We start from the raw sequence: 22,161 nt of genomic DNA, 5'->3' as shown, positions 1-22,161 counted from the left end.
ATAAATTAAATATTAGATAGCTACCGGCGCTTTTATTCCCGGATGCGGATCGTAATTTTCCAGTGTAAAGTCTTCAAAATCAAAATCAAAAATATTTTTAATTTCAGAATTAAGCTTCATCGTCGGAAGCGGTCGCGTTTCTCTGGCAAGCTGTTTTTTCACCTGTTCAAAATGATTATTGTAAATATGAACATCTCCGAAAGTATGCACATAATCACCAACCTGCAGATTGCAAACCTGTGCCACCATCATCAGTAATAAAGCATAGCTTGCAATATTGAAAGGAACCCCAAGAAAAACATCGGCACTTCTTTGATAAAGCTGCAGCGACAGTTTTCCATCGGCTACATAAAACTGAAACAAAGCATGACAGGGCGCTAAAGCCATATTCGGGATTTCGGCAACATTCCATGCAGAAACAATCAGTCTTCTGGAATCCGGATTTTTTTTGATTTGATCAATCACTTCTGTGATCTGGTCTACCACTTTTCCGTCTGCCCCGTTCCAGCTTCTCCATTGTGCGCCGTAAACAGGTCCCAGATCACCATTTTCATCCGCCCATTCATCCCAGATAGAAACACCGTTGTCTTTAAGATATTTAATATTGGTATCTCCTTTTAAGAACCAAAGCAATTCATAAATAATAGATTTCAGATGTACCTTTTTCGTTGTTACAAGCGGAAAACCTTTCGACAGATCATATCTCAGCTGATATCCGAAAACACTTCTTGTTCCAGTACCGGTTCTGTCGGTTTTGTCTGTTCCGTTATCTAAAATATGCTGTAAAAGGTCTAGGTAATTCTGCATTGAAAAATGATTTATGCCTCAAATTTAAAGAAAGAAATTTGAAAATGTATGAAAAAAAGCATCCATTTTGATGGACGCTTTGTATTGCTGAAAAGTATAATTTCTATTAAACTGCTGTATAACCACCATCTACAAGATAGTAACCACCGGTCATAAAAGAAGATTTTTCTGAACTCAGGAACAGTACCAATTCTGCTACTTCTTCAGCTTTTCCTAATCTTCCCATTGGGTGTTTGGTGATAAGAGCATTTTTCATGTCACCACTCAGACTTTGTAAAAGCGGAGTATCAATATAAGCAGGACCAACCGCATTGCAACGGATGTTTTTTTGTCCGTATTCCGCACCGATGTTTTTTGTAAGACCCACAACTCCATGTTTTGCAGCAGTATAGGCCGATGAAAGCGGTGCCGCGACAGTTCCGTGGATGGAGGCCATATTAACAATTACTCCACCACCATTTTTTTCCATTTGTTCCAGCTGATACTTGCATCCGTAGAAAACACCGTCCAGATTTATACTTAAAACTTTTCTCCAGCTGTCCAGGCTGTAATCACCTGTTAGTGCCTGTTCGCCACCGATTCCTGCATTGTTGCAAGCGATGTCGAGCTTTCCATAGATCTCTACCGTTTTCTTTACAAGGGCTTCTACTTCTTCTGCCTTTGATGTGTCAGCTTTTACAAATGAAGCTTCACCACCTTGTGCTTTGATGTCTTCTACAGCTTTGTTACCATGCTCTTCATTGATATCTGATACGATTACTTTTGCACCTTCTTTTGCATAAGAGTGGGCAATGGCCAATCCGATTCCTGATCCGGCTCCTGTCACAAGCGCTACTTTGTTGTCTAAAATTCCCATATTGATATTTTTTATTTGTAATATTTATACCACAATTTACGCCAAAATCAGGAAAATGCTTCCAAAGTAAGCAATAAAGTTTTCTTAAAATTACTCAGGGAAATATTAAAATAAACAGATCATATTATCGTTCATTACCACAGATCTTTAATAAGCTGAGAGCTATTATTAAGCGAAAAGCTTTGATCTTTACTTAATCCGTACATCGCTTTGGCTAAAGGAGATTCTGCAGAAACAGTCATGATTTTCTGATTGTCATAAATAATTTCACCCACGGAAGCGGAAATATAAAATAATCCTCTGTCGGTTTTTACCAATGCCCCATTCTGCACTTTCGTGCATGCATCAGTATTGATTTTCTGAAGGGCTGCCTGCTGGTTCATGGCTTCATTCAGCTGTCTTTGTAAGTTATTGATTTCCTGTTGCAGCATTTCGCGGCCAGTTTCGTATTTATCACCCATTGAACTTTTGGTATCGTTATTCGAAGCACGTGTACTTTCAATCAATTTTTCAAATTTTTGAATTTTTTCAGCCAGCTTTGTCTTCAACACTTCCAATATTTTAGATTTATCCATGATCAAACTTTCATTTTATATAATAAATCCAAATTTATTGAATAAAATTCATCAATATTCGGTCTCTTTAATATAACATAATATTAATCTTTTAAAAATTTATTTAAACCCTGTTTTCATTCAATAATACTTTCAAAAGCTTTATAGCAAAAGCCATCCCATTAAAAATAATAACAGCTTGTTTTTGAGTTATTTAAAATCACTTAACATAATAAAATTTTTATCACTACTATTTGAAATTTTCATACATTTATATCATCAAATAATATAGAGAATAAGTAAAGCGAAAGTATTTCTTAATCATCTTCATTATTAAAAAAATCTAATTTTAAGTAATTTATTATGTAAAATTAGGAGTGTCTTATACAATATTTCATAAAGAGGCTACCCAAAAAATTTGGATAGCCTCTTTTTTTTATTTGCGTTCTTTTGGAATAAGAATATGTATTATTTTTCAAAGACAGCATAATCGCCGGGCTTGAAACTGAATGTCTTTTGCTCGTCAAAATTTCTATTCATTTTATCAAATACATTTTTGAAAGTCCCTGATAAATTTCCATCTTCAATACTGAAATCGACCGGTTCTTTCGACAGATTCAGTACCACCAATACCTCATCATTGCCATTTTTCCGAAGATATGCAAAAATCTTATCGTTAGCCGTTGTATTCAGAATATAGGTTCTTACATTAGGATCTCCTCCTCTCAACGCAGGATTGGAAGATTTTAAATTCAGAAGCACTTTATAAAAATCCGCCATCTGATAATCATTCGTCCATGCTATAGGATCTTTCTCGAAGAATTCAAGCCTTTTCATATTAGGAAGTTCCTGCCCGGAATATAGCAAAGGAATCCCATTCCATGTTGCTGAAAAAACAGCCATGGGTTTTGTGATCACGCCATATTTTTCGTATTCGGTTCCGTTCCAGGAATTTTCGTCGTGATTGGTCGTAAACCAGGCTCTCATAGAACCATCACCGATATTGGAATATTGTATCAGAAGATCTTTTAGTTCCTGTATCGGAAGATTTTTTTTGTAGTAATCTTCAGATTTGTGCATCCACTTCCATGAATAACTGGCATCGAAAAATTTTCCGTATTCAGGGTTTTCAAGTTCATCATATTCTCCGATCCAAAACAAAGGCTTTATTTTTTCAATCTCAGGGCGTGCCTGCTCCCAGAAGTCTACTTCAACCCAGGAAGCAAGATCGCATCGGAATCCGTCTATTCCGGTTTCTGCAACCCAGAATTTCATAGCTTCAATCATAGCAAGACGCATTTCTTGGTTTTTGTAATCTAATTCTATAATGTCGTCCATTCCCGATGCACGGTGAAAACTACCGTCAGGATCTTTTAAATAAAATTCAGGATGCGTTTTTGTCCAGACATGATCCCATCCCGTGTGATTTGCCACCCAATCGATGATTACTTTGAAGCCGAGACGGTGTGCTTCATTAACCATGTGTTTAAAGTCATCCATTGTTCCGAATTCCGGATTAATGGATGTGTAATCTGCTGCTGCATATTGACTTCCCAAATTTCCTTTCTTATTTTCCTGTGCGATAGGAGTTATCGGCATGAACCATAGTGTCCTCACTCCCATGGTTTTTAATCTTGGCATTTCTTTTTCAAATGCTCTGAATGTTCCTTCCTTGGTATATTGTCTTACGTTGACTTCGTAAATATTGGTCGTGTGTTTCCAGTCTTTTGGTAGATCCGTCATTTTTTTCTGATGTATTTCGAGTGGTGCAGGAAATAATTCCCAAGCCAATGATTGCTATTAAAATTAATTTTTTCATTAATTCTCTTTTAACAAAAATAGCAATTGTGATCGGAAAACAGGAATGATTTAACGATTGAAGATAAGTTATTACATGAAAAAGCCCCGAATTTCCATTCAGGGCTGTATATTTTTATTTGTTTTGATTATCTGTCATCATCATTATCGTCCTCTTCATCAAAAACATCATCATTATAATCTTCTTCTTCCTCGTCATCAAAATTTTCATCGTCATCATCCACAAAATTGCCGGTTACCGCAAAATCATCCTCAAACCCGAAATCATCCTCCATTAAAGGCATTGCCGATTTCTTTTTGGATCCTCCGGTTCCACTTTTGCTTGGCGCTTTCAAAGGCACATTTCCAAATCTGTAAACGGTGATGGGATAATTAACCCCTTTTGTTTCTTCGATCACTTCGACCAATTCGCAGAAAAACTCCCAGAGATCAAGAAATCCGTACTGGAACTGAGCTTTATCACCCGTTTCTTCGAAAGCTTCATCGATGTACACATCCGACATAATCTCTCCATCGCCATCGTCACTCATGTCTTCCAACGGAACACTTTTTACGATCGTTCCGTCTTCTTCCAGTAAATTAAAAGCAGAAAGCTCATCTCCCTGCAAGCTGAACGCACTTTTAATTCCTAAATGTAAGTTCCATAGCGTCTGTTTTCCTTTAACTTCGATATCCCGGAAAATATCTTCTTTCGCATCTAATATTACGCGGATTTTGTAAACCATCAGTTTAAAATTACTTTTTTGCCTTTGTTATTATGATAAATCTCTGTTGCAAATATAAAATAAATGAGAGTTGACAAAAAAATATTTCAGGATTTTTTAAAATATTTTTTTTTCTTACATTTTGCAGAAATTATTTACTTTTTTCAAGCATAAAACTGAATTTCGTTCCCTCAAGATAAACGCTTTCTACGGTAATATTTTCATTGTGTGCTTCAAGAATATGTTTTACGATGGCAAGACCCAGCCCGGAACCGCCTTCTCTCCTGCTTCGGCTGGTTTCTACACGGTAAAATCTTTCGAAAATTCTTGGCAGACTTTCGGATTTTATACCCATTCCGTTGTCTATAACTTCGATGAGAACTTTATTTTTAAGAATACTTGTTTTCACAACCACTCTGGCTTCCTGACGGTTGGCGTAATGAATGGCATTAGAAATAAGATTAATGAAGACCTGCGAAATTTTCTGCTTGTCGGCCTCCACAAAGATCTGAGGATGTAGGGTCTGAATCTGAAGAGTCGCATTGTGCTTTTCAGCTTCAAGATCAAGAAGATCAAAGATTTCCTTGATGAGCAAATTAACATCAAATTTTGAAACGGTAAGATTGATCTCCCCTGCTTCAAGTCTGTTAATCATATCAAGATCGGTAACTATAGCGATGAGCCTTTCTACGGATTTATCAATGCGTTCCAGATATTTATCACGAATGGTAAGATTATCCACACCGCCGTCACGCAACGTTTCTACATATCCCTGAATTGAGAATAGCGGAGTTTTAAGCTCATGCGAAACATTTCCGATGTATTCTTTACGATAGCTTTCCATTTCCTTCATCATGTCCAGCTCTGTGACTTTCTGCTGATTAAGATCCGAAAACCTTTCTCCTAACTCTTTTATCGTAATATTTTCGTTGTCATTATGTACAATCTCTTGGGGCAGAAGCATCGAAAGGCCTCGGACCTGTTTCTTTCCGTAATAATTGAAAAGCAGCTCCAGCACAATGTAATTAATGATAAAGATAAGGATGAGACAGATGAAAAGCCCGATTTTAAAGAAGGGCGTATTGTAATAGATATCTTTTAGCAAATCGAAAGTGATTACTAAAAGAAACATCACCAATGTCAGGAGACAAGAGGCGACGAGTGTAAGTCTGTAAAATTTCAATTTTACAAGTTTTTATGGGTTGATATAAAGATAATGAACTGAGTATTAAACAATAAGTTTATACCCAATTCCTTTTAAGGTCTGAATCGTATTAATCCCTAACTTTTCTCTCAATCTTCGGATATGTACGTCGATTGTTCTTTCTCCAACAATCACATCATTTCCCCAGACTTTTTCCAGAATCTCTTCCCTCTTAAATACCTTTTCCGTATTGGAAGCTAATAAATAAAGAAGATCGAATTCTTTTTTTCGGAAGCAGAAACTGCTGACCGCTTTTTGACACCCTGAAATTATCCTTATCAATCACCAGATCACCGATTTCAATAAGCTTGGAATTGTCGGAAACCTGAGACGTAAGCTGCAATAAGGCGTTAACCTTTGAAATAAGAATTTTCGGCTTGATGAGCTTAACGATATAATCGTTGGCCCCCGCCTGAAAACCTGCCAGCTGGGAAAACTCTTCGCTTCTTGCAGATAAGAAAACGATTAAGGTTTTCTGAAGTTCCTTGATCTTGCGAAGTTCCTGACATGTTTCGATACCGTCTTTTTCAGGCATCATCACATCTAATAAGATAAGATCGGGGACAATTTCTTTAGCTTTGTCGATACCTTCATTACCGTTTGTGGCTGTATAGATATCGTAGCCTTCCTTTTCTAAATTGTAAGACAGAATCTCTAAAATATCCAGTTCGTCGTCTATTAAGAGGATTTTCTTTTGGTTCATTTTTAATTTTTACGCATCAAAGTTAATAATATTTTAATCACAGTTTAACAAAACGGGTATCGTTCACATAAAGTTAACAATTATATCCTTTTCTTAATGTTTAGTTAAGAAAAAATTAAATTTTGCTAAACCATATACCCGGTTTATTCTTTCTTTCTTTGCACCGAAAGAATCGAGTAAGATATAGTAAAAATGAAAAAACAAATCCACAAGAGCATTATGCTGCTTGCCTTGTTTTCCGCTGGTTACGCATTCGCACAAAGCCAGGTTCTAGAAGGTAGGGTATTGGACGAGAAAGACAACACTCCTATTGAAGGGGTAAAAGTAAAGGTAAATGATCAGGAGGTTACGACTGACATTTCCGGAAACTATTCTCTGAGCCTTCCACCGGGAACTAATTACGTCATCACAGTAACTTCCAACGGCTACAACCGAAAAGAAATCAGTGAGGTTATTGTGAAAAATGATGCCAACACCCACCTTGATATCGTTCTGGACAAGCCTACTTCTACGAAGGAAAAACAAATCGAAGGAGTTGTTATAAAATCCAACGCAAGAAAAGAAACCATCGCTTCTACCATCGGTTTGCAAAGAAATTCCGGGGTAGTTTCGCAGGTAATCGGTGTTGAGGCTATTAAAAGAAGTCCGGACAGAAATACAGGAGAAGTTTTGAAAAGAGTTTCGGGAGTGAGTTTGTTCGACGGAAAATACATTGTTGTAAGAGGTTTATCAGACCGTTATAACCAGGCAATGCTGAATGGCATTCAATTATCCAGTACAGAACCGGACAGAAAAACGTTCTCTTTTGACCTTTTCCCGGCAAACGTGATCGAAACACTTGTCATCAACAAAACGTTCATCCCGGAATACAGTGGAGAATGGGGAGGTGGATTGATCCAGGTAAATACAAAAGACATCCCGAACAAAAACTTTTTCAATGCACAAGTGGGTGTGGGAGGAAACTCTATCACTATGGGACACGAGTTTAAAATGCAAAAAGGAGGAAAATGGGATTTCCTGGGAATTGATGACGGAACGAGAAAGCTTCCTACAGGATTCCCTGCAAAGAATTCTTTCAGTATTTTGGGGGATGCAGATAAAACCGAATTCGGAAAACAATATGTAAAAAATCTGGGATACAATTCTAACGGTTTCCCTGAAAATGTAAGCTTACAGCTGGATGGAGGTTTTAATACAAAACTCTTCGGAAAAGACTTAGGCGTTATTGCCGTATTGAATTACAGCAACAACAAAAGAAAAATTGAAACCAACAACAGATTTTTCACGATCAACGGGCTTTTAGCCGATACCAATTTCGATTACTACACTGAGAAATACCAGAATGATGTTATTTTAGGAGGTTTATTAAATTTAACGTTAAAACTTAATAACAATAACAGAATTTCCCTGAAAAACATCATCACCAATAATACGGTGAACCATATGTCTTTCAGAACAGGAAAAGATTTTGAATTTGATCCTGTAAACGGAACAAATATCATTGCGAGAGAAATTGGCTTTAAAGAAACAACATTCTACAATTCGACGCTTACCGGAACGCATAAAATCGATGCTTTGGGAGGTCTTACCTTCAACTGGTACGGAAGCTTCGGTATTCTGGATCAATACATTCCATTGTTACAGCGTTTACAGTACAATCAATATCCTGACATCAACGGAAGCCCTTATCTGGCTTTGATCTCGAATGGTCTTTCTCAAAAATCAGGAAGTGTATTCTACTCTACGCTAAGCGATTATTTATATAACGCCGGTGGAGATGTATCCAAAACGTTTGAGATGTTTGGTCAGAAACAAACTATCAAAGGAGGATATTTATTCCAGGTAAAGGACAGGGTTTATAACTCAAGACCTTTCTCTGTAAGACTGGCAGGATATAATCAGGCATTGCTTTCTCAGCCATTTGAAACCATTTTCAATCCTGAAAACTTCGGAACGGGTGGTAATAAATTTACCTTTGACGAGATCGCCGGAAACCAGTACAGATATATCGCCAATACAATCCTGAATGCAGGTTATTTACAATTTGACAATAATATCAACTCATGGTTCAGAGCAGTTTGGGGATTAAGAATCGAGAACTTTGACCAATTGGTAGGAAGCACCAAAAAGAGCGACGACCGTTTTGTAAATACGCGTGTTACAGACTTTTTACCGGCATTAAACATGACATTTAAGCTTACTAATAACATGAATCTACGTGTTGCAGGTTCGCAGACTGTTGTAAGACCGGAATTCAGAGAAGTTTCCCCATTAGCATATTATGATTTTGATTTGGGAGCTACCGTGATTGGTAACAAATTTATCCAGAGAACTAAAATCACCAGTGCCGATGTTCGTTGGGAATGGTATCCTAGAAATGGTGAGATTCTTTCCGTGGCAGGTTTCTATAAAAACTTTAAAAATCCTATCGAATTGTATTTCAACCAATCAGGGGTAGGAACCAGTAATACATTCAACTACTTAAACGTAGATAAAGCCGATGCCTACGGAGCTGAATTGGAATTCAGAAAGAAACTGGACTTCATGAGTGCTCTTAGAAACTTCACATTGGGCGGTAACTTCGCTTTAATTAAAAACAGAGTGACAGACGAAGCTACAAATGTAGACAGACCGATGCAGGGGCAGTCGCCTTATACGGTAAACGTAAGCCTTCAGTATGATGCTGAAAATTCAGGATGGTCTTCTACGGTGCTTTTCAACATGATCGGAAGAAGGATTCTGTATGTAGGAAACGATCAGGTTCCGCCGATCTGGGAAAACCCAAGACCCCTTCTTGATTTCCAGGTAGCTAAGAAAATATGGCAGAGAAAAGGTGAAATTAAACTGAACATTTCAGATATCCTGAACCGCCACGCGAAATTCTACCACGATCTAAACAACAACAAAAAATACGACAGTGCAGATGCACTTGCTATCGACAGAGTAACAGGTACCAATATCAGTCTGACTCTTGGATACAGCTTTTAATTAAAATCAATTATCTAATAAAAAAAATAAGTCTTTATATCATGAAAAAATTTGTTTTATACTCTTTAATGCTTGGTACTCTAGCAACTACTGTAACAGCATGTAGAAACATAGAAGAAGATGGGCAAACTATAGTTCAGAATGGTTCAGGTAGCGGAAGCACTGAAAACCTTATCCTTTCAGGAAAAATCACTTCAAATCTTACCCTTAAAGCCAATAATATCTATAAACTAAGAGGATTGGTGTATGTAACGAACGGAGCTACCTTAACTATTGAGCCAGGTACTAAAATCGTTGGTGAGGCTGATAAAAACGGTGCTTTAATTATTACAAGAGGAAGCAAGATCATGGCAGAAGGTACTGCCAGTAACCCTATTATCTTTACTTCAGAAAAACCAAGTCCTAAAAGAGGAGACTGGGCAGGTTTAGTAATCTTAGGAGCTGCGCCTACCAATGCTTCTTTCAACGGACAGGCTGGTGTAGGTGAAATCGAAGGAGGGATCAACAACACGGAAGGACTGGGTCTTTACGGAGGAACGAATGCTGCTGACAACAGTGGTGTATTAAAATATGTAAGAGTAGAATATGCAGGATATGCTTTCTTACCGGACAAAGAAATCAACGGTATCACTTTCGGTGGTGTAGGGAGCGGAACTACGGTAGATTATGTACAGGTTTCTTATGCTAATGACGATAGCTTCGAATGGTTTGGAGGAACGGTAAACTGTTCTCACCTTATTGCTTACAAAGGTCTTGATGACGATTTCGATACAGATAACGGGTATTCAGGAAAAGTTCAGTTCGGCATTGCGGTAAGAGATTCTCAGGTGGCTGACGTTTCAGGATCTAATGCTTTCGAATCTGATAATGATGCAAACGGATCTTCTTTAACTCCGAAAACATCGGCTACATTCTCAAATATGACGATCATTGGCCCTATCAACTCTTCAAGCACATCTACAAACGTAGGTACAATCAATTCTTTATTCCAGAATGCATTACAGATCAGAAGAAATTCTGCAATCTCTGTATTCAACTCTGTATTCACAGGATATCCGGTAGGTTTATTTATTGATGCTACCAAAGGTACTCCAACAGATAACAACATCGGAAATTCAAGTCTTGCATTCCAGAATAATATCCTTGCAGGTACGGTAACGCCGTTGAAATTCGGAGCTTCTACATCATCTCCTACAGCTTTCACTTTAGCAGATCTTACCGCTTGGTACACGGCTAACGGAAACTCAACGTTGACGTACACTGCTGATGTGAAATTGACAAATGCATGGGCTCCGGCAGGAACAACGCCAAACTTTTCTCCAGCTTCAGGTTCTCCTCTATTAACAGGTGGGGTATTCACTAACACTAAATTAACAAGCTGGTTTACAGCAGTAACTTACAGAGGAGCTGTAAAAGATGGTAACGATACTTGGTACGCTGGTTGGACAAACTACAATTTATAATTAGTAATTAGTTTCTTCATATCAAATTAAAAAAACAGCATCGGAAATATTTCCGATGCTGTTTTGATATGTAAATAATAAACAGGTTTACAGGAATTTCGAAGGAGCTCAGTTTTTAAGGGAAAATCTATTTTAACCATTAAGATTAATTTTAGGAGTTTAGTTTAATTAATGTAATATCAAAGATATTCATAAGCAACAATTTCAATCCGTTTATGGATTACTTAACACCTCTTAACTTCTTAAATCAATCTTAATGGTTTAAGTTTAAATATTTTGTTAAAGCAGATTACCACATCTATATTGTGAAAATACAAGGAAAAATGGTAATTTGGTCTTCTGAAAACAGAAACGGGTCTTTAATCTGAAAATATTATGAAAAAAAACTATCTGAAGCTCATCATGGCAGCTGTTATTATAAGTTCTTCTTTTATCTTTCATTCCTGTACGGAAGACGATGATGTAGCCACGATAGCTGTTGTAGGAATTGCGCAGGATCCTGCCAACTTCAAAGGAGATATCAGCAGCGGACAGGTCGTAACACTTGATGCCACAAAAGTATATGTACTGAAGGGAGCAGTAAGAGTAAAGGATGGCGGAAAGCTCGTGATCCCAGCCGGAACAAGAATCGTCGCAACGGCAGCTGCAGACTCATATATCCTTGTAGAACAGGGCGGGCAGATTTATGCTAACGGAACATCGGCCTCACCGGTGACATTTAATTCATCCGCTGCTACCGCAGGAAGCTGGGGAGGAATTATAATCTGCGGGAAAGCTCCTATCAACACCGGAGCAACTGGCATTACGGAAGTCGGAAATGCATCTTACGGAGGAACAGCCGCTACGGATAATTCAGGGTCATTAACCTATGTAAGGATTGAAAATGCGGGAATCAGCTTTGCAACCGATAAAAACTTCAACGGTCTATCCCTGTACGGCGTGGGAAGTGATACCAAAGTAGAAAATATCGCTGTCGTAAACGGAACTGAAGACGGTATCCAGCTATATGGGGGAACGGTAAATATTTCTAACATTGTTTCCGTAAGTAATGCAGATGATGCCTTTGTGTGGACCGACGGGTGGATCGGAACTGCATCCAATATTTATACAAAAAGAAGAACCAGCGGTACCGGAAATACCGGAATTAAAGGAATAAACAATGCGGCTAATGCCGATGCCTCTCCAAGATCCAACCCTACCCTAAAAAACGTAACGCTTATCGGTGGTACTACCGGAGAATCGCAGGCGATAAGGCTTTATTCAGGAACGTATGCCAGCTTTGAGAATGTAGTTCTCTCCAACTGGACAGACGGTTTCAGTATTGAAAGCGATCCTACAGTAACCTACATCAACGGACAAAGCAAAATAAAAGATGTCTTTTTTTGATACTAATGTTACCAATAAAATGACGGCAAAAGCAACAGATGGTTCCAGCGTAACCATACAGCCTTCAACCTACAACGAAAAATCTGATGCTACCGGTGCAGGAAATCAGCTGGCAAGTCCGGCATGGGCAATAGGATGGTCATCTCTACAGTAAGAATAATAAAAAATATACAGCAGCATCGGATTTTTCCGGTGCTTTTTATTTATAGCTAAAATATTTAAGTAAGATATATTTATTTTCCATAACCTGTCGTGGCAGGTAAATCATCCCACCGGATAGATAATGAACCTCTCCGGACCATTTTATTATATGTTCAGGCCAATATTTTTACCCGTCTGAAGACGTAAAATACATCAGCAGCAGTGTTATGAATGGCAAGCTTGATGTTCTTAACAAAATAATAATTATCAGTAGCATCGGGCTTCAGCCCGATATTTCAATAAGGAACAAAATAAAGGCTTTAACCAAATTATAATAGATTTTGGCTAAAGCCTGGATTATTTATATGGATGTAAATGTGCTAAAGCCCATTTCTACTGATACTAAAAAAATTTCTCCCGATCTGATTTTAGTTTAAATGGAAAGGACGAAGTTACTAACCTCATCCTTTAAAATTATCTTTAAATAACTAAGAATATTCAAATTTTCTCACTGCTTCCAGTGTCATATCAATTTCCCTGTCTTTAATGGCATCACTGATGAAATAGGTTTCATAACCACTTGGCGGAAGATAAATTCCGTTGGTGAGCATCTGGTGGAAGAAATTGTTAAACAATGCATGATTGGCTTCCTGCGCCTCATCAAAGTTGCTGACTCTGTTGATATGGAAAAATACAGACATCATCGATCCTTTTCTGTTGATCTTATGAGCAATTCCTTTTTCATTTAAAATTTTCCCGATTTCAAAATCTAACGTTTCCGTCGTTTTGGCTAATCTGCTGAAAAATTCAGGATCATTTTTAATTAACTGTAATGTCTTCAGTCCGGCTCTCATAGCAAGTGGATTTCCACTCAGTGTTCCAGCCTGGTATACGCCGCCTTTAGGTGCCAGATGATCCATGATTTCATTTCTTCCTGCAAAAGCTCCTACCGGAAGCCCGCCACCAATCACTTTTCCGTAGGTGACAAGATCTGCTTTTACGTTAAAAAGTTCCTGTGCGCCACCGAAAGCAAGTCTGAAACCCGTCATTACTTCATCAAATATCAGCAAAGCACCGTTCTCGTCACAGATCTTTCTTAATTTCTGTAGGAATTCGTTTTCGGGAAGAACACAACCCATATTTCCGGCTACAGGCTCGATAATTACCGCTGCAATCTGCCCCTGATTATGTCTGAATAAATCTTCAACCTGTTCAAAATCATTATACCTTGCCAGTAAAGTATCTTTTGCGGTTCCTGCCGTTACGCCCGGAGAATTAGGGTTTCCGAATGTAGCAGCACCACTTCCCGCTTTAATTAAGAATGAATCTGAATGACCGTGATAACAGCCCTCAAATTTTACGATTTTATCTCTTCCTGTAAATCCTCTTGCAAGTCTTACCGCGCTCATACAGGCTTCCGTTCCTGAGGAAACCATTCTGATCTGATCGATGTTCGGAACGTTTTCCACGATAAATTTAGCGATCTCTGTTTCAAGCTCGGTGGGCGCTCCGAAAGAAAAACCTTTCTCTGCCTGAATTTTTAATTCTTCCAAAACTTCAGGATGGGTATGGCCTAAAATAGCAGGTCCCCAGGAATTAATATAATCAATATAAGTATTGTCATCGGCATCGGTAAGATAAGCTCCTTTTGCAGATTTCATAAAAACCGGCACTCCGCCTACAGATTTGAATGCACGAACAGGGGAATTTACACCTCCCGGAATGTATTGGTAAGCTTCATCGAATAAAGCTGAACTTCTTTGGTATTTCATTTTTGTTGATAGTTGCGGGTTGATGGTTGCTCGTTGTCGGTCAAAAAAACCATCAACCAAAACCAAACAACCAATTTTTAGTTTCTGGGTTTTTTTATCAATTAAATAAATCAACTGTCCGGCTGCAGGTTTCTGCCCTTCATCCATTCTGTTTTTAGCATATAATTTATTCAATTTAATGCCGAATTTTTGGGCGATATCATGCATATCTTCTCCGGCTTCGGCTTTATAGGTTGCTGTATTTCCCGCGGAATTCTTGGATTCAAGGAAAACAATGTCATTTTTGTGTAATGTGTCACCTTCCAGCTCATTCCATTTAATCAGTTTGCTCTCGCTGATTTTAAACTTCTTAGCAATATATTCCACACTCGTATCTTCAGGGATAACGATGTATTTCAAACCATCGTTCGGGTGACTTTTAATTAAAATAGAATTAAGAACTTCAGCCTTTGTTTTTATTCTTTCCACTCTTTTCTGCTGCTGAGCATAAGAGGTCTGCTTATACGGAACTTCTATCGTTACAGGATCTTTCACCTTTCTGGTATATTTTTCAGGTTCCAGTTGGGCCATGAAAACTCTGTCATCTTTTAGATTTGGGTACATTTTAAGGACTGCATACAGAACTTCTTTTGAACTGGTATTGTCGAATTCGTATAATTTGTATTTTTCAATTTTCCCTATTAATATGGAAGCATAACGTGGGTTGGTAGCATATCCTGCTTTTTTCAGGCCGGTTGCCCACGCTTTGTAATCTTTCATATCCAAATTAAAAAAGGTTTGCGTAATATTTTCTTGTGGATAAGAATATCGAGTGGTCTTCATACGATTGTCGCGGATCGTCATACACTCTGAAACATTCATTGGGTGCGTCATCCGTATGTTTCATGGTTTTGCCCGTCCAGTCTTCTTTGCATTTGATTCCGAAATGGTTTTTACCTTCCAATGCCAGCCGGCTTTGTCCGCCTCCAGTTTCCAAGAGCCCCTGTGCGAGGGTGATAGAAGCGGGAATTCTGTATTTTTCCATTTCTTCTACTGCGTATTTGGCAAATTTCTGGATGTACTGATCTTCAGTAGCCCAGGTCTGGGCTGAGAATTTTGATAAAACTAAAAGGCTTACGAATAAGAAAAGTCTTTTCATCTTATAATTTTTTATTGTTTTAAAATGAAAGATGGAACACTTAGTGCTTCATGTTTTTCAATTTTACTTTATATAATTAAATTTCTGTTTTGTTTTTCCAAAAGCATATTTGCACCTTCAATACCTTGTAATCCTCCGGTATGGAAGCACAGAATTTTACTGTTTTCAGGAAAATATTCTTCATTTATCATCTCAAAAATCTTCTGCATCATTTTTCCTGTATAGATCGGTTCAAGCGGAATTCCGTAATGATCTTTAAAATCATTGATAAAACGGATATTCTCATCATTTATTTTACCATAACCTCCAAAAGCTGAATCTATTAAACTAAAATTTTCTTTCGGAGTTAATGTTGATATTTTATTTTCCAGTGAAGAATCACTAACAGCCTTAAAGCCGATAACTTTCTGATTTTCTTCACAGAATTTTGAGATTCCGGCAATCGTACCTCCTGTTCCGACTGCGGTGCAAAGATAATCAAAATCTTTTGTTTCGTTATTCAGCATCATTTTCACGCCCTCTACGGCTTCCTGATTGGTTCCGCCTTCAGGGACAATGAGCGCGTCGGGAAATTCTTTCTGTAAAAATTCGGCAATTTTTTCTTTGTGGCGGTATTCCTCACGAGTAACAAACCTTAAATTCATTCCGCTTTTCTTAGCAAAAACCAAGGTGGTGTTTTCGCGCCATTTATCTTTTAATTCTTCTCCTCTGATAACGCCCAGTGTGGGAATTCCGGAAAGTTTTCCTAAAGCAGAAACGGCAGCAATATGATTGGAAAAAGCACCTCCGAAAGTAATGATGTAAGGCTTTTCAGGATTTTTATCCAAATAATTATTAATATTAAAGAATAATTTCCAGTACTTATTTCCGGAAATTTCAGGATGAATGAGATCTTCTCTTTTCATAAAGAGCTTCACCTTTTTTCCGACAGGAATTTCAACGACAGGAATATGTATTTCCGGAATTTTCATCTCTGCAAATTTCCTGAATTTATTTTACATGATACTTTATAAATTAGTTAAACAAAACTTAAAATAAATCCTGACGGAAATAAAAATATGATCAAAGATATTTCCTGAAACTCCATAATTTCCTTTTCTGAAGATAATTCAGATCATGTTCATTGGCATAAGCTTCTCTTTCAAACGAAATTTGTCCGTAGGCCTGATAAGGATTTTTTAGTCTGAATAACCAGTAATAATATTCAACGACATAGAAAATATAGAAGAAAATCACCAGCATTTCCATTTGTTGCCTTAAATGGATTTTTTCATGATTAATCAATACTTTATTTTTCTTATCTTCGAGATTCCTAATAAAGATAAAAGGGAAAAGCGTAATGCCGCTGATTTTTAATATTTTTAAAGGCTTCTGGCATACAATTATCATACTAACAAATATAAAAGTTTTTTAGCTTAGAGATTTAACCTATGGCACTTTTTGACATCAAAGAAGGTGAAGATTTTTACTACAACGAGCAGGGGTATAAGGTTTTTACAGAAAAGTTTCATCTAAAAAGAGGATATTGCTGTAAAAGTGGCTGTAGACATTGTCCTTACGGATACGATAAAAAAACCGACACATTTATTAAAAACGATAAAAAAAATAAATAAAATGAAAAAATATATTTTTATTTTGTTAGCCTCGGCTACTTTGGGTTTGACATCTTGTAGTCCTTTCAATGTACGTTCCGATTATGCGGATACTGCAAATTTCACCACTTACAAAACCTACAAGTTGAGAATTGATGATCTGAAACTGAATGACATCGACAAAGACAGAGTTTTAAATGAACTTTCGAGACAACTGCAGACCAAGGGTCTTCAATCGGGGGAAAATCCTGATCTGATCATTAATGTAAAGGCCAACCATAAGAAGATCACCGACGTTACGACCTCTTCTCCTTACGGAGCCTGGGGCTGGGGAGGACCTTTCGGATGGGGAATCGGGATGAACAGAACCTGGACCAGCAATTACAACGAAGGCGCCATCATCGTGGATATGGTAGATGCAAGATCAAACAAACTGGTTTGGCAGGGAATCGGAAGCGGAATTTCCGTGGATCGTCCAAAAGCTAAGCAAAAACAAATTCCTGAAATCATGGCGGAAATTATGAAAAATTATCCTCCGCAAAGAAAATAAGATCTAAAATTAATCAGATATATAGAAAGTCAATACAGTGTTTGTATTGGCTTTTCTGTTATTATTAAATAAATATTTCACCACATTTTAGAATAATAAATCAGAATTAACAATTCCGTAATTCTTAATTCATAAATTTGTGTTAATCTTACCAGACTAAAATATTAACATGAAAAAATCATTATTAATTCTTGCATTCGCCTCCGTTATGGCCAATGCTCAGGCACCTTCAGGATATTATAATTCGGCAAACGGATTATCGGGAGCGCCTCTAAAGACGGCATTAAGCACAATTATTACCAACGGGCATCAGGACAAGGGATACAGCGGACTTTGGACCGGCTACAAAACGACCGACATCGATAAAAATTATGAAAATGACGGCTCGATCCTGGATATCTATTCTGAAAAACCGACAGGAGCCGACCCGTACAAATACACTCCGGTAACCAACCAATGCGGAACCTATTCTGTAGAAGGAAACTGCTACAACAGAGAGCATATTGTTCCTCAAAGTTTATTTAATGAAGCTTCGCCGATGGTTTCCGATATCAATTTTATCAGAGCCACCGATGGTAAAGTGAATGGTATGCGCTCCAATTACCCTTTCGGAAAAGTAGGAACAGCAACATTTACATCTAAAAACGGTTCTAAATTGGGAAATTCAACTTCTCCGGGATATTCGGGAACGGTTTTCGAACCGATTGATGAGTTTAAAGGCGATGTTGCCAGAATGATTTTCTATTTTGTAACACGCTATGAAAACAAACTTTCTACTTTTTCTTCAGGAAATATGTTGGGCAATTCAACATTTCCGGGATTGCAGACTTGGGAGCTGAATGTTTTACTGGCATGGCATAATCAGGATCCGGTATCGCAGGCAGAGATCAACAGAAATAATGCTTCATACACTTTCCAGGGAAACAGAAATCCTTTTATCGATAACCCGAATTATGTTAATTCAATCTGGGGATCAGGATCCTCAACCGGCGGCGGAACGACAAATCCTCCGACTTCGACATCTTGTGCTAATGAGACTTTCGAAACAATCCCGACAACAAGCTCTTCTTCTTATCTTACAAGAACCTGGACTAATAACGGAATTTCATGGACGGCAACAGATGCAAGAACCGATCAGACTATTTCCACGAAAGCGATTACCGTAAGAGACGGAGCTTTAACGTCCGGCAGTTCTGCGAACGGAATAGGTTCATTAACTGTGACTACACAACTGAAATTCTCAGGATCAAACGGAACGTTCAACGTAAAAGTGAATGGAACGACAGTAGGAACAGTGCCATATAGTACAAATACCACGACAACAACCATCAGCAATATTAACATTACAGGAAATGTAGTGGTGGAGCTGGAAAATACTTCGACAAGCAACAGAGTAGCCATTGATAACCTGAGCTGGACGTGTTATTCAGGAACATCACGACAGGCACAAATCTCTTCTGGCGAATTAAATACAAATCAAACCAAATTACAGATTTCACCCAACCCGATTTCAAATAATGAAATTTTCGTAAAAGGTGAGACACAAAACATCAGGAAAGCTGAGATTTACAATCTTCAGGGAAAAGTGATGCAAACATTTGATCAGCCTTTTAAAAACAGCAGAAATTCAATTAAAATTAAAAACCTTCCACAAGGCATTTATATTTTAAAAATGGACTCGGCGAGTGTTAAATTTATTGTGAAATAATAAGATGGATAATGAATGAGAAGCTGATAGTTTCTACTTGATTTCAACAAATATAAAAACTCCTTCTTTCGTTTGAGAGAAGGAGTTTATTTTTAAGAGGTGAAGAAATTAATTTCCTTGCATCTCTCTGATTCTTTCCTGCAACAATTCAGGATTTGAAAGAGCATCAACTCCTACAGAAGAAATAATGTAAATGTAATAGATAACAGAAATTACATTCAGAACAATACCAATAATACAAAGTATTCTTCCCACATTCAAGTTTCCATAATTGGTGTACTCTCCAGGGTTTTGTTTATATAAAACAAGATCCTTATTCGCGAGAACAAGACCAATTATTGCCGCAATAAGGCCTATAACGCCATAGCAGCAACATGTTACAATGGATACAATTCCTAATACTAAAACGACTGTTGCGTTTGGTAATTTTTGATTCATAGTTTATAATTTAATGTTCGTGTTTATTTAATGTATAAAAATGTGGTGCTTGTAAAAATAAGAAATTACCATTATGACTGAATTAATAATTGCCAAAAAAATTAATACGTTACCGTAATTTCTTTTTTTATCTATAAAATTAAGAATTATTGCCCCGAAAAATAAAAGTAATGTATATACGGCGGGAAACATATGAAAAGCTTCTGTAAATTTCCCTTCAAAAACCATCAAAATAGCTCTTTGGCTGCCACAACCAAAACAATCTATTCCAAGAAATTTCTTGGTCGGACAAGGCAGCATGAAATCTTCTGCTTTCATATTTTCGTTTTTGTTGATCAAATATATAAAAATTACGAAGATATTTTTGCTCTCAGATACTGATGCGGAAAAAAGCATTCTTCATTCATCTCAAATGATCCGTGAACGGCTATATAAGGATTTCTTAAAATTTCTCTGGCAATAAAAATCAGATCAGCATCACCTTTTTGCAGAATTTCCTCTGCGTGGTTTACTTTTTTAATTAAACCTACGGCTCCGGTTTTTACGGCAGCTTTATTTCTCACCTGTGAAGAAAGCGGAACCTGATATCCGTCAAAAAGTGGAATTTTCACTCCATGAATATTTCCACCACTGGAAACGTCTACAAGATCAACAGCATGGCTCTTTAGAATTTTCGCCAACTCAACACTATCATCAATGTTCCAGCCATTTTCTGCATATTCAGTTCCGGAAATTCTTACAAATAAAGCAATATTATCATTCAGTTCTTCATTCACCGCATCTACAATTTCAATTAAAAAACGGATTCTGTTTTCAAAGCTTCCGCCATATTCATCGGTTCTGATATTAGAAAGGGGTGATAGAAACTGATGGATCAGATAACCATGTGCTGCGTGAATTTCAATAATGTTGAACCCAGCTTTTACTGCTCTTCTTGCAGCATTTTTAAAATTCTGAACCTGTTCTTTAATTTCTTCACCCGTTAAAACATGAGGAATTCTTTCCGTCGGATGATAAGGAATCGGACTTGGCGCAATCGTCTCCCAACCTTCTTCGACAGGAATCTGAATAGTATTTTCAGTAGAACCTTTTCTTCCGGAGTGCGACAGCTGAATTCCTATTTTACTGTCTGAATTTTCATGAACAAATTCTACAATTTTCTGAAGTTTTTCTGCCTGCTCATCATTCCAGATTCCCATGCAGTGATTGGTAATTCTTCCGCGAGGTTCAACGCCGGTGGCCTCCACTATAATTAATCCTGTCCCGCCTTGAGCTCTGCTTCCGTAATGAACAAAATGAAAATCATTTGCAAGTCCGTTTTCACTGGAATACATACACATGGGCGACATTACCCAGCGGTTTTTCAATTCAACATTTCTGAATCTGATCGGAGTATATAACATTTTATTTTTTATTTTAAAAAATTGAGAACTGCAAAGAGTAGGCCTATATTGCCCACCTCACGAAAAAAAAGTAATTTTATCCCCCTTTTTTTAATCCACAATATATGAAAAAAAGAAACTCACATCAGTTACGAATATTTTAAGAATAGCAGCGAACTGAACGGCATAGAAAAAAAATTATTTGAAAGAGCAAAGGAAGCGCGCGAAAATGCGTATGCCCCCTACTCCAATTTTCTGGTAGGATGCTCGGTACTGCTGGAAAACGGAGAAATTTATTCCGGGAACAATCAGGAGAATGCAGCGTATCCTTCGGGGCTTTGTGCGGAAAGAACAGCTTTATTCTGGATTGCAGCTAATTTTCCTGATGTGAAGATCAAGAAGATTTTCGTAGTAGGAGGCCCTAAAGAATTTCATGAGAAAAATCCACCGATTCCGCCATGCGGAGCCTGCAGGCAAAGCTTAATGGAATACGAGACCAAGCAGAATGAAAATATTGATCTTTATTTTTCCAGCATGAGTGAAGAAGTAGTAAAAGTGAATGCGATAAAAGATTTGCTGCCGTTTTATTTTGATTCTACGTTTTTGTAGCAATTTTTCGGGTGAATGATGAATTTTTGTTTTGTAAGTGAATGGTGAATTTTAAAAAATTGAAAAATTGACAAGCGAAGCAAATTGACAGTTCACAATTGACTCTTGAAATTAGCATTTTTAAACCACCCCGTCTTAATTTTCTCTGAAAATTAATCCACCCCTCCAAAGGAGGGGAATTCTTACCGTTTAGAAAAACTGTTATTTTTGTGGTGGCTGAGCTTGTCGAAGCCACCTGACCTGAAACCCTTAGCCCTGATTGCAACGAAAATCCCGGAGTGGAGCGGCGGAGCCGCGTAATGAGGAATTGCAGTGGAAAGCAGGTTCCCGGCTCCTTAAAATTTAAAT

At 37.6% G+C, this 22,161-nt stretch carries 20 protein-coding genes and 2 pseudogenes; 8 read left to right on the top strand and 14 right to left on the bottom strand.

The window, feature by feature from the left end; translation table 11 throughout:
* Positions 1–12: 12 nt before the first annotated feature.
* From AAHI02_RS18235 to AAHI02_RS18205, 7 genes and pseudogenes are all read right to left on the bottom strand, one after another.
* On the bottom strand, positions 13–807 hold the full coding sequence (locus tag AAHI02_RS18235) for a thymidylate synthase (protein ID WP_346984464.1): 795 nt from the start codon (positions 805–807) through the stop codon (positions 13–15).
* A 106-nt stretch (positions 808–913) separates the two neighbouring features.
* The gene (locus AAHI02_RS18230) at positions 914–1,663 is read right to left on the bottom strand and encodes a glucose 1-dehydrogenase (RefSeq protein WP_346984463.1); all 750 of its coding nucleotides are present in this window, start codon (positions 1,661–1,663) and stop codon (positions 914–916) included.
* A 134-nt stretch (positions 1,664–1,797) separates the two neighbouring features.
* Positions 1,798–2,238, bottom strand: a complete 441-nt coding sequence (locus AAHI02_RS18225) for a hypothetical protein (protein WP_346984462.1) — start codon at positions 2,236–2,238, stop codon at positions 1,798–1,800.
* Positions 2,239–2,685: 447 nt separating this feature from the next.
* On the bottom strand, positions 2,686–4,008 hold the full coding sequence (locus tag AAHI02_RS18220; protein ID WP_346984461.1) for an alpha-amylase family glycosyl hydrolase: 1,323 nt from the start codon (positions 4,006–4,008) through the stop codon (positions 2,686–2,688).
* Between the two features lie 155 nt (positions 4,009–4,163).
* Positions 4,164–4,760 carry a hypothetical protein gene (locus AAHI02_RS18215; protein ID WP_346984460.1) on the bottom strand — a complete coding sequence of 199 codons (597 nt, stop codon included), beginning with the start codon at positions 4,758–4,760 and terminating at the stop codon, positions 4,164–4,166.
* Between the two features lie 130 nt (positions 4,761–4,890).
* Complete coding sequence (locus AAHI02_RS18210; RefSeq protein WP_042719759.1) at positions 4,891–5,922, bottom strand: ATP-binding protein; 1,032 nt, start codon at positions 5,920–5,922, stop codon at positions 4,891–4,893.
* Positions 5,923–5,967: 45 nt separating this feature from the next.
* Positions 5,968–6,646: pseudogene (locus AAHI02_RS18205) on the bottom strand (response regulator transcription factor).
* A gap of 192 nt (positions 6,647–6,838) precedes the next feature.
* Between AAHI02_RS18205 and AAHI02_RS18200 the strand changes: the two are divergent.
* From AAHI02_RS18200 to AAHI02_RS18185, 4 genes are all read left to right on the top strand, one after another.
* Positions 6,839–9,634 (top strand): TonB-dependent receptor, encoded by a 2,796-nt coding sequence (locus tag AAHI02_RS18200; protein WP_346984459.1) that lies wholly within the window; start codon positions 6,839–6,841, stop codon positions 9,632–9,634.
* Between the two features lie 41 nt (positions 9,635–9,675).
* The gene (locus AAHI02_RS18195; RefSeq protein ID WP_346984458.1) at positions 9,676–11,097 is read left to right on the top strand and encodes a hypothetical protein; all 1,422 of its coding nucleotides are present in this window, start codon (positions 9,676–9,678) and stop codon (positions 11,095–11,097) included.
* 375 nt (positions 11,098–11,472) lie between these two features.
* The gene (locus tag AAHI02_RS18190; RefSeq protein WP_346984457.1) at positions 11,473–12,483 is read left to right on the top strand and encodes a hypothetical protein; all 1,011 of its coding nucleotides are present in this window, start codon (positions 11,473–11,475) and stop codon (positions 12,481–12,483) included.
* Positions 12,470–12,637, top strand: coding sequence for a hypothetical protein (locus AAHI02_RS18185; RefSeq protein WP_346984456.1), 168 nt, complete (start codon positions 12,470–12,472; stop codon positions 12,635–12,637). The genes AAHI02_RS18190 and AAHI02_RS18185 overlap by 14 nt, the downstream gene beginning before the upstream one ends.
* A 475-nt stretch (positions 12,638–13,112) precedes the next feature.
* Here AAHI02_RS18185 and hemL read toward each other — a convergent pair whose 3' ends face one another.
* The 4 genes and pseudogenes from hemL to AAHI02_RS18165 form a co-directional block, all read right to left on the bottom strand.
* Positions 13,113–14,396, bottom strand: coding sequence for a glutamate-1-semialdehyde 2,1-aminomutase (hemL, locus tag AAHI02_RS18180; RefSeq protein ID WP_346986635.1), 1,284 nt, complete (start codon positions 14,394–14,396; stop codon positions 13,113–13,115).
* Positions 14,397–14,486: 90 nt separating this feature from the next.
* A pseudogene (locus AAHI02_RS18175) lies at positions 14,487–15,534 on the bottom strand (glucosaminidase domain-containing protein); the annotation flags it as partial.
* A gap of 68 nt (positions 15,535–15,602) precedes the next feature.
* Complete coding sequence (locus AAHI02_RS18170; RefSeq protein WP_346984455.1) at positions 15,603–16,505, bottom strand: pyridoxal-phosphate dependent enzyme; 903 nt, start codon at positions 16,503–16,505, stop codon at positions 15,603–15,605.
* Positions 16,506–16,596: 91 nt separating this feature from the next.
* Positions 16,597–16,923: a hypothetical protein gene (locus tag AAHI02_RS18165; RefSeq protein ID WP_346984454.1), complete on the bottom strand. Its 327-nt coding sequence runs from the start codon at positions 16,921–16,923 to the stop codon at positions 16,597–16,599.
* Between the two features lie 41 nt (positions 16,924–16,964).
* Between AAHI02_RS18165 and AAHI02_RS18160 the strand changes: the two genes are divergently transcribed.
* The 3 genes from AAHI02_RS18160 (at position 16,965) to AAHI02_RS18150 (ending at position 19,384) form a co-directional block, all read left to right on the top strand.
* Positions 16,965–17,147, top strand: coding sequence for a DUF5522 domain-containing protein (locus AAHI02_RS18160; protein ID WP_066441318.1), 183 nt, complete (start codon positions 16,965–16,967; stop codon positions 17,145–17,147).
* Position 17,148: 1 nt separating this feature from the next.
* On the top strand, positions 17,149–17,676 hold the full coding sequence (locus AAHI02_RS18155) for a DUF4136 domain-containing protein (protein ID WP_346984453.1): 528 nt from the start codon (positions 17,149–17,151) through the stop codon (positions 17,674–17,676).
* A gap of 169 nt (positions 17,677–17,845) precedes the next feature.
* Positions 17,846–19,384 (top strand): endonuclease, encoded by a 1,539-nt coding sequence (locus AAHI02_RS18150; protein ID WP_346984452.1) that lies wholly within the window; start codon positions 17,846–17,848, stop codon positions 19,382–19,384.
* A 108-nt stretch (positions 19,385–19,492) separates the two neighbouring features.
* Here the strand turns inward: AAHI02_RS18150 and AAHI02_RS18145 are convergent, their stop codons facing one another.
* Genes AAHI02_RS18145 through namA form a run of 3 tightly spaced genes read right to left on the bottom strand, consistent with a single transcriptional unit; the run spans position 19,493 to position 21,225 of the window.
* Positions 19,493–19,822 (bottom strand): CCC motif membrane protein, encoded by a 330-nt coding sequence (locus AAHI02_RS18145; protein ID WP_346984451.1) that lies wholly within the window; start codon positions 19,820–19,822, stop codon positions 19,493–19,495.
* Between the two features lie 27 nt (positions 19,823–19,849).
* Positions 19,850–20,140 carry a DUF2752 domain-containing protein gene (locus tag AAHI02_RS18140; RefSeq protein WP_042719742.1) on the bottom strand — a complete coding sequence of 97 codons (291 nt, stop codon included), beginning with the start codon at positions 20,138–20,140 and terminating at the stop codon, positions 19,850–19,852.
* A 32-nt stretch (positions 20,141–20,172) separates the two neighbouring features.
* Positions 20,173–21,225: an NADPH dehydrogenase NamA gene (gene namA, locus AAHI02_RS18135; RefSeq protein ID WP_346984450.1), complete on the bottom strand. Its 1,053-nt coding sequence runs from the start codon at positions 21,223–21,225 to the stop codon at positions 20,173–20,175.
* Between the two features lie 123 nt (positions 21,226–21,348).
* Between namA and cdd the strand changes: the two genes are divergently transcribed.
* Positions 21,349–21,813, top strand: a complete 465-nt coding sequence (gene cdd, locus AAHI02_RS18130; protein ID WP_346986634.1) for a cytidine deaminase — start codon at positions 21,349–21,351, stop codon at positions 21,811–21,813.
* Positions 21,814–22,161 lie beyond the last annotated feature (348 nt).

Source organism: Chryseobacterium sp. POE27, from assembly GCF_039727685.1.
GTDB lineage: Bacteria > Bacteroidota > Bacteroidia > Flavobacteriales > Weeksellaceae > Chryseobacterium.
The sequence above is the reverse complement of the archived record's forward strand: the minus strand, read 5'-3'. Positions and strand labels throughout refer to the sequence as shown.

What these genes read in the sequence shown, in the direction of transcription:
- AAHI02_RS18195 (WP_346984458.1), top strand. Translation starts at nt 9,676, where the DNA reads ATGAAAAAATTTGTTTTATACTCTTTAATGCTTGGTACTCTAGCAACT.
- AAHI02_RS18190 (WP_346984457.1), top strand. Translation starts at nt 11,473, where the DNA reads ATGAAAAAAAACTATCTGAAGCTCATCATGGCAGCTGTTATTATAAGT.
- AAHI02_RS18155 (WP_346984453.1), top strand. Translation starts at nt 17,149, where the DNA reads ATGAAAAAATATATTTTTATTTTGTTAGCCTCGGCTACTTTGGGTTTG.
- AAHI02_RS18165 (WP_346984454.1), bottom strand. Translation starts at nt 16,923, where the DNA reads ATGATAATTGTATGCCAGAAGCCTTTAAAAATATTAAAAATCAGCGGC.
- AAHI02_RS18225 (WP_346984462.1), bottom strand. Translation starts at nt 2,238, where the DNA reads ATGGATAAATCTAAAATATTGGAAGTGTTGAAGACAAAGCTGGCTGAA.
- AAHI02_RS18185 (WP_346984456.1), top strand. Translation starts at nt 12,470, where the DNA reads ATGTCTTTTTTTGATACTAATGTTACCAATAAAATGACGGCAAAAGCA.
- AAHI02_RS18235 (WP_346984464.1), bottom strand. Translation starts at nt 807, where the DNA reads ATGCAGAATTACCTAGACCTTTTACAGCATATTTTAGATAACGGAACA.
- AAHI02_RS18140 (WP_042719742.1), bottom strand. Translation starts at nt 20,140, where the DNA reads ATGAAAGCAGAAGATTTCATGCTGCCTTGTCCGACCAAGAAATTTCTT.
- hemL (WP_346986635.1), bottom strand. Translation starts at nt 14,396, where the DNA reads ATGAAATACCAAAGAAGTTCAGCTTTATTCGATGAAGCTTACCAATAC.
- AAHI02_RS18145 (WP_346984451.1), bottom strand. Translation starts at nt 19,822, where the DNA reads ATGAATCAAAAATTACCAAACGCAACAGTCGTTTTAGTATTAGGAATT.
- AAHI02_RS18170 (WP_346984455.1), bottom strand. Translation starts at nt 16,505, where the DNA reads ATGAAAATTCCGGAAATACATATTCCTGTCGTTGAAATTCCTGTCGGA.
- AAHI02_RS18200 (WP_346984459.1), top strand. Translation starts at nt 6,839, where the DNA reads ATGAAAAAACAAATCCACAAGAGCATTATGCTGCTTGCCTTGTTTTCC.
- AAHI02_RS18230 (WP_346984463.1), bottom strand. Translation starts at nt 1,663, where the DNA reads ATGGGAATTTTAGACAACAAAGTAGCGCTTGTGACAGGAGCCGGATCA.
- AAHI02_RS18160 (WP_066441318.1), top strand. Translation starts at nt 16,965, where the DNA reads ATGGCACTTTTTGACATCAAAGAAGGTGAAGATTTTTACTACAACGAG.
- namA (WP_346984450.1), bottom strand. Translation starts at nt 21,225, where the DNA reads ATGTTATATACTCCGATCAGATTCAGAAATGTTGAATTGAAAAACCGC.
- AAHI02_RS18150 (WP_346984452.1), top strand. Translation starts at nt 17,846, where the DNA reads ATGAAAAAATCATTATTAATTCTTGCATTCGCCTCCGTTATGGCCAAT.
- AAHI02_RS18215 (WP_346984460.1), bottom strand. Translation starts at nt 4,760, where the DNA reads ATGGTTTACAAAATCCGCGTAATATTAGATGCGAAAGAAGATATTTTC.